Source organism: Pseudomonas sp., from assembly GCF_050739995.1.
In the GTDB taxonomy this organism is placed as follows: Bacteria; Pseudomonadota; Gammaproteobacteria; order Pseudomonadales; family Pseudomonadaceae; genus Aquipseudomonas.
In genome coordinates this window covers 1-6814 of the sequence record NZ_JBOICG010000411.1, presented here as the reverse complement: position 1 = coordinate 6814, position 6814 = coordinate 1, and the positions used below count along the sequence as shown (strand labels likewise).

Genomic DNA, 6814 nt, shown 5'->3' with positions numbered 1-6814 from the left:
GGTTTGCCCCGCGATGGAGTCAGTGCAGAATCTGGCTGAGGAACAACTTGGTCCGCTCATTCTGCGGCCGGTCGAAGAAGTCGTCCGGTGCCGCCTGCTCCACAATCTCCCCCTTGTCCATGAAGATCACCCGGTTCGCCACCGTTCGGGCGAAGCCCATTTCGTGGGTCACACAGAGCATCGTCATGCCGTCCTCAGCCAGGCTGACCATGGTATCGAGCACTTCCTTGACCATCTCCGGATCGAGCGCCGAGGTCGGTTCATCGAACAGCATGATCTTCGGCTTCATGCACAGCGCACGGGCAATCGCCACCCGCTGCTGCTGACCACCGGACAGTTGCCCCGGAAACTTGTGCGCCTGCTCCGGAATCCGCACCCGCTCCAGGTAGTGCATGGCGATTTCCTCGGCCTTGCGCTTGGGCAGCTTGCGCACCCACATCGGCGCCAGGGTGCAGTTCTGCAGGATGGTCAGGTGCGGGAACAGGTTGAAATGCTGGAACACCATGCCGACTTCACGGCGGATCGCTTCGATCTGCTTGAGGTCGTTGGTCAGTTCCACGCCATCGACCACGATGCGGCCCTGCTGGTGCTCTTCCAGACGGTTGAGGCAGCGGATGGTAGTGGACTTGCCCGATCCCGACGGGCCACACAGGACGATACGCTCGCCCTGGCGCACATTCAGGTTGATGTCCTTGAGCACGTGGAACTGGCCGTACCATTTGTTCACACCCTGCATCTGGATGATGCCTTCGGGGCCAGCAGGCTGCTTGATCGCTTCACTCATGGGAACACTCCTAACGCTTGTGGCCTGTGTCCAGCTTGCGCTCCAGATGCATGGAGTAGCGGGACATACCGAAACAGAAAATCCAGAAAACCAGGGCGGCGAATACATAGCCCTCGGTCGCCATGCCCAGCCAGGCGGGGTCGGCAGCAGCCTGTTTGACGCTGTTGAGCAGGTCGAACAGGCCGATGATGATCACCAGGCTGGTGTCCTTGAACAGCGCGATAAACGTGTTGACGATGCCCGGGATCACCAGCTTCAAGGCTTGGGGCAGAATCACCAGGCCCATGCTGCGCCAGTAACCCAGGCCCATCGCCGCAGCCGCCTCGTATTGCCCCTTGGGGATCGCCTGCAGACCGCCGCGCACCACCTCGGCCACGTAGGCCGACTGGAACAGGATCACGCCGATCAGCGCCCGCAGCAGCTTGTCGAAGTTCATGCCTTCGGGCAGGAACAACGGCAGCATCACCGAGGACATGAACAGCACCGTGATCAACGGCACGCCGCGCCAGAATTCGATGAAGGTCACGCAGACCACTCGAATCGCCGGCATGTTCGAACGTCGCCCCAACGCCAACACGATGCCCAACGGCAAGGCTCCGGCGATGCCGACGGTGGCGATCACCAGGGTCAGCATCAGGCCGCCCCATTGGCTGGTCGCCACGTTGGTCAGGCCGAACACACCGCCGTGCAACAAGAAGTAGGCAATGATCGGGTACAGCACCAGAAAGCCCAGGCCGTATATCGCCTTGCGTTGAAAGCGCGAGATGAACAGCGGCGCCACGCCGACGATGGCCAGCCACACGGTCAGGTCCACACGCCAGCGCAGATCGGCTGGGTAATAGCCGTACATGAACTGCCCGAAGCGCTGTTGGATAAACACCCAGCAGGCGCCCTCCTTCGTGCAATCAGCGCGTGTCGTGCCGACCCAGTTGGCATCGATGATGGCCCAATGCAGGATCGGCGGCACCACCAGGTACACCAGGTAAATCGCCAGCAAAGTCAGCAGGGTGTTGAGCCAGCTGGAGAACAGGTTGGCGCGCATCCAGGCGATCGGCCCAAAGACTTTGCTCGGCGGCGGCATGTCAGGTTTGAAAGTATGCGTAGTCATGCTGGTGTCCTCACCGCTCGATCAGCGCAATGCGCTTGTTGTACCAGTTCATCAGCAGGGAAATGCTGATGCTGATCGCCAGGTACACGCTCATGGTGATGGCAATGACTTCGATGGCCTGGCCGGTCTGGTTGAGCACCGTGCCGGCAAACAGCGAAACCATTTCCGGGTAACCGATACCAGCGGCCAACGACGAGTTCTTCGCCAGGTTCAGGTATTGGCTGGTCAGCGGCGGAATGATCACCCGCAGGGCCTGCGGGATGATGACCTTGCGCAGCGTCGGCCCAGGGCGCAGGCCCAGGGAACGCGCAGCTTCGGTCTGGCCGTGGCTGACCGACTTGATGCCCGAACGCACGATCTCGGCGATAAACGCTGCCGTGTAGACGGTCAGCGCCAGGGTCAGTGCCAGCAGTTCAGGGATCAGTACCCAGCCGCCGACGAAGTTGAAACCTTGCAGCTTCGGCATTTCCCAATGCAGTGGCGCGCCGAAGATCAAGGCGCACAACGCCGGGATCACGATGAGCAGCGCCAGGCCCACCCAGAATTTATGGAACGGTACGCCAGTCGCTTCGAAACGCTTGTTGGCCCAACGCGCCATGAACATGATTGCCACGATGGCAACCACGATGCTGGCCACGAACGGCCAGAAACCGTCAGCGGCGATCGCTGCCGGCATATTCAGGCCACGGCTGCTGACAAAGAAGGTATCGCCGAAGTTGTGGCTGTTACGCGGCCCCGGCATGGTCAGGAATACCGCGAAGTACCAGAACAGGATTTGCAGCAGTGGCGGGATGTTGCGGAAGACTTCCACATACACCGTCGCCAGCTTGTTGATCATCCAGTTCGGCGACAAGCGTGCCACGCCGACGATAAACCCCAGGATCGTCGCCAGCACCACGCCGATCACAGTCACCAACAGGGTGTTGAGCAAACCGATCACAAAGACGCGGGCGTAGCTGTCCGATTCGGTGTAGTCGATCAAGTGCTGCGCGATGCCGAAGCCAGCACTGCGCTCAAGAAAGTCGAACCCCGAGGTAATGCCCCGGTGTTGAAGGTTGGTCTGGGTGTTGTTGAAGAGGTACCAGCCCAGCGAGACCACCGCCACAATCGTGATGATCTGGAAGAGCCACGCACGCACTTTGGGATCGCTGAAGCTGAGCTTCTGCTTGGGTGCGCCGATTTGATTTTGCATGAAGTGCCCCGGAGAGAATGGAACAGAACATCACCCGGCGGTTGGCCCACCGGGTGACAGAACCATCAGCGATCAGCGCACAGGGGGTGCGTATTGAATGCCGCCGTTGTTCCACAGCGCGTTCAGGCCACGGTCGATTTCCAGCGGGGTGCTCTTGCCGAGGTTTTTCTCGAAGATTTCGCCGTAGTTACCGACTTGCTTGACGATCTGCACAACCCAGTCTTTTTTCAGTTTCAGGTCTTTGCCGTACTCACCGTCAGCACCGAGCAGACGTGCAACGTCCGGGTTCTTGGTGGACTTGGCTTCCGCTTCGACGTTTTTCGAAGTGATACCGGCTTCTTCAGCGTTGAGCAGGGCGTAGCCCACCCAGCGCACGATGGCCAGCCACTCGTCGTCACCGTTACGGACCACCGGGCCCAGAGGCTCTTTGGAAATGGTTTCCGGCAGCACCGAGTAGTCTTTCGGCGAGGCCAGCTTGCTGCGCTGGGCGAACAGCTGGGACTTGTCGGAGGTCAGCACGTCGCAACGCCCGGACTCCAGCGACTTGGCGCTTTCATCGGAGGTGTCGAAGGTGATCGGGGTGTATTTGAGGTTGTTGGCGCGGAAGTAGTCGGAAACGTTCAGTTCAGTGGTGGTACCGGCCTGGATGCAGATGGTTGCACCGTCCAGTTCCTTGGCACTTTTCACGCCCAGTTTATTGTTCACCAGGAAGCCAACACCGTCGTAGTAGGTGATGAAGCCCGGGAATTTCAAGCCCATGCCCGCATCGCGGGAGCTGGTCATGGTGGTGTTACGCGACAGGATGTCGACTTCGCCAGACTGCAGCGCGGTGAAACGCTCCTTGGCGTTCAACTGGCTGAATTTGACCTTGGTCGCATCACCGAAGACGGCAGCGGCAACGGCACGGCACACGTCAGCGTCGATCCCGAGGATCTTGCCGCTGGCATCCGGCACCGAGAAACCCGGCAGGCCGTCACTCACGCCACATTGCACAAAGCCTTTCTTCTGTACAGCGTCCAGGGTGGCGCCGGCTTGGGCGAACCCACTGACACCCAATACAGCGGCCGCGGTGACGATGGCCAGGGTGGATTTCAATACCTTCATTCAAACCTCCAGTTGCTCTTGTTGTGTCGGAGCTCGAACCTCAGCGCACCCTTATGAGGCGATATCGACCCGTGTTGGCTTTTTATAGGGTCAAGCGGCATGAGGTCGTCGCGGTAATTCCAGTTGCTATCCCACAGGCGGCGTCACTGATAGTGTTACCGTCCTCAGATAGTTCTGACATCGACCTACACATAGCAAGGCGCGTACCAGAGTGTCGGCTGAGTCGCTTCAGCCCCTGTTCAATAGAAAAAGATTCAACCTTGCGACATTCTCTTAACAGATCAACCTTTCACGCACCGTTCCGACGCACCCAATCGGAGCGTACGCACATAGATGGAGCAGACATGACCGAACCCTTGATTCTTCAGCCCGCCAAGCCCGCAGATGCCTGCGTAATCTGGTTGCATGGCCTGGGTGCCGATCGCTACGACTTCCTGCCGGTGGCCGAAGCGTTGCAGGAAAATTTACTGACAACCCGTTTCGTTTTGCCCCAGGCACCGACCCGTCCGGTGACGATCAACGGTGGCTATGAGATGCCCAGTTGGTACGATATCAAGGCCATGAGCCCGGCGCGCTCCATCAGCCTGGAAGAGTTGGAAACATCGGCGAAAATGGTCACCGACTTGATCAAGGAACAAAAAAGCACCGGGATAGACGCTTCGCGAATTTTCCTCGCCGGTTTTTCCCAAGGTGGCGCCGTGGTGTTCCACACCGCCTTCATGAAATGGCAGGGCGCCCTCGGTGGCGTGATCGCCCTCTCCACCTACGCACCGACGTTCGGTGATGAGCTGGAATTGTCCGCCAGCCAACAGCGCATTCCGGCCCTGTGCTTGCACGGCCAATACGACGACGTGGTACAGAACGCTATGGGCCGCAGTGCCTATGAGCATTTGAAGACCCGTGGTGTCACCGTGACATGGCAGGAATACCCAATGGGCCACGAAGTGTTACCCGAAGAGATCCGCGATATCGGTGCCTGGTTGAGCGCTCGCCTGGGCTGAAAACCAGCGTTTATGTAGCCGTATGACAGACGCACTACGCCGCGCCCGATTCTTGCATTACACTGGCCGGCGTACATTCCTTAACCAATTAATGAGATCACCGTGCTCAAAGCACTTAAGAAGATGTTCGGCAAAAGCGAGGCTGAGCCGCTCGCGCCAGTTCCCAGTGCTCCCGTTCCGACGCCCGGCAGCCGCAATGACGGTCAACAGCCCGTTCGGACCGCACCTGCCGCCCAGCCGAAGAAGCCAACGGTGACATCACCCGAACAGGCAAAACCGGCCGAGGCCACACCCGCGCCAGTCGCGCCAAAGCCACGCCGCGAACGTGCGCCAAAACCGCCGGTCATTCCGTGGAAACTCGAAGACTTTGTCGTCGAGCCCCAGGAAGGCAAGACCCGCTTCCACGATTTCAAGCTCGCCCCGGAACTGATGCACGCCATCCAGGACCTGGGTTTCCCGTACTGCACGCCGATCCAGGCGCAGGTACTGGGCTTTACCCTGGCCGGCAAAGACGCCATCGGCCGTGCCCAGACCGGTACCGGCAAGACCGCCGCGTTCCTGATCTCGATCATCACCCAATTGCTGCAGACGCCGCCGCCGAAAGAGCGCTACATGGGTGAACCGCGCGCCCTGATCATCGCCCCCACCCGGGAGCTGGTGGTGCAGATCGCCAAGGACGCCGCCGACCTGACCAAGTACACCGGTCTCAACGTGATGACGTTCGTGGGCGGCATGGACTTCGACAAGCAGCTCAAGCACCTCGAAGCCCGTCACTGCGACATCCTGGTGGCCACGCCGGGCCGCCTGCTGGACTTCAACCAGCGTGGCGACGTGCATTTGGACATGGTCGAAGTGATGGTGCTGGACGAAGCCGACCGCATGCTCGATATGGGCTTTATCCCACAAGTACGCCAGATCATTCGCCAGACGCCACCGAAGACCGAGCGCCAGACCCTGCTGTTCTCCGCGACTTTTACCGACGACGTGATGAACCTCGCCAAGCAATGGACCACCGACCCGTCCATCGTCGAGATCGAAGCGGAAAACGTCGCCAGTGAAAACGTCGAGCAACACATCTACGCCGTCGCCGGTGCCGACAAGTACAAGCTGCTCTACAACCTGGTCAACGATAACGGTTGGGAGCGCGTGATGGTCTTTGCCAACCGCAAGGACGAAGTACGCCGCATCGAAGAACGCCTGGTGCGTGACGGCGTCAACGCCGCGCAGTTGTCGGGCGACGTGCCGCAGCACAAGCGCATCAAGACCCTGGAAGGCTTCCGCGAAGGCAAGATCCGTGTGCTGGTGGCCACCGACGTGGCAGGTCGCGGGATTCACATCGACGGCATCAGCCACGTGATCAACTTCACCCTGCCGGAAGTACCGGACGACTACGTGCACCGCATTGGCCGTACCGGTCGTGCCGGCGCGGCGGGTGTGTCGATCAGTTTTGCCGGTGAGGATGACTCGTATCAGTTGCCGTCGATCGAGGCGCTGTTGGGCCGCAAGATCAGCTGTGAAACACCGCCGACGCATCTGTTGCGGGCGGTGGAGCGCAAGCGCTCCTAGGCTGGGACGCAGTAAGAAATGTGGGAGCTGGCTTGTGTGGGAGCTGGCTTGCCTGCGAT

6 protein-coding genes are annotated in these 6814 nt (G+C 59.9%); 2 read left to right on the top strand and 4 right to left on the bottom strand.

Translation table 11 applies throughout. The features are described 5' to 3' along the window. Positions 1-19: 19 nt before the first annotated feature. From ACRESD_RS13695 to ACRESD_RS13680, 4 genes are all read right to left on the bottom strand, one after another. Complete coding sequence (locus ACRESD_RS13695; protein WP_431751394.1) at positions 20-784, bottom strand: amino acid ABC transporter ATP-binding protein; 765 nt, start codon at positions 782-784, stop codon at positions 20-22. A 10-nt stretch (positions 785-794) separates the two neighbouring features. Further along, positions 795-1892: an amino acid ABC transporter permease gene (locus ACRESD_RS13690; RefSeq protein WP_431751393.1), complete on the bottom strand. Its 1098-nt coding sequence runs from the start codon at positions 1890-1892 to the stop codon at positions 795-797. 10 nt (positions 1893-1902) lie between these two features. Next, on the bottom strand, positions 1903-3084 hold the full coding sequence (locus ACRESD_RS13685; RefSeq protein WP_431751392.1) for an amino acid ABC transporter permease: 1182 nt from the start codon (positions 3082-3084) through the stop codon (positions 1903-1905). Between the two features lie 72 nt (positions 3085-3156). Further along, positions 3157-4188 carry an amino acid ABC transporter substrate-binding protein gene (locus tag ACRESD_RS13680; protein WP_431751391.1) on the bottom strand — a complete coding sequence of 344 codons (1032 nt, stop codon included), beginning with the start codon at positions 4186-4188 and terminating at the stop codon, positions 3157-3159. Positions 4189-4532: 344 nt separating this feature from the next. Between ACRESD_RS13680 and ACRESD_RS13675 the strand changes: the two genes are divergently transcribed. Together ACRESD_RS13675 and rhlB are read left to right on the top strand one after the other, a co-directional pair. Then, complete coding sequence (locus ACRESD_RS13675) at positions 4533-5189, top strand: alpha/beta hydrolase (RefSeq protein ID WP_431751390.1); 657 nt, start codon at positions 4533-4535, stop codon at positions 5187-5189. A 96-nt stretch (positions 5190-5285) separates the two neighbouring features. Further along, the gene (gene rhlB / locus ACRESD_RS13670; protein ID WP_431751395.1) at positions 5286-6755 is read left to right on the top strand and encodes an ATP-dependent RNA helicase RhlB; all 1470 of its coding nucleotides are present in this window, start codon (positions 5286-5288) and stop codon (positions 6753-6755) included. Positions 6756-6814: the final 59 nt, after the last annotated feature.

Excerpts from the sequence above, each read along its gene's own strand:
- ACRESD_RS13695 (WP_431751394.1), bottom strand. The coding sequence starts at position 784 with ATGAGTGAAGCGATCAAGCAGCCTGCTGGCCCCGAAGGCATCATCCAG.
- ACRESD_RS13690 (WP_431751393.1), bottom strand. The coding sequence starts at position 1,892 with ATGACTACGCATACTTTCAAACCTGACATGCCGCCGCCGAGCAAAGTC.
- ACRESD_RS13685 (WP_431751392.1), bottom strand. The coding sequence starts at position 3,084 with ATGCAAAATCAAATCGGCGCACCCAAGCAGAAGCTCAGCTTCAGCGAT.
- ACRESD_RS13680 (WP_431751391.1), bottom strand. The coding sequence starts at position 4,188 with ATGAAGGTATTGAAATCCACCCTGGCCATCGTCACCGCGGCCGCTGTA.
- ACRESD_RS13675 (WP_431751390.1), top strand. The coding sequence starts at position 4,533 with ATGACCGAACCCTTGATTCTTCAGCCCGCCAAGCCCGCAGATGCCTGC.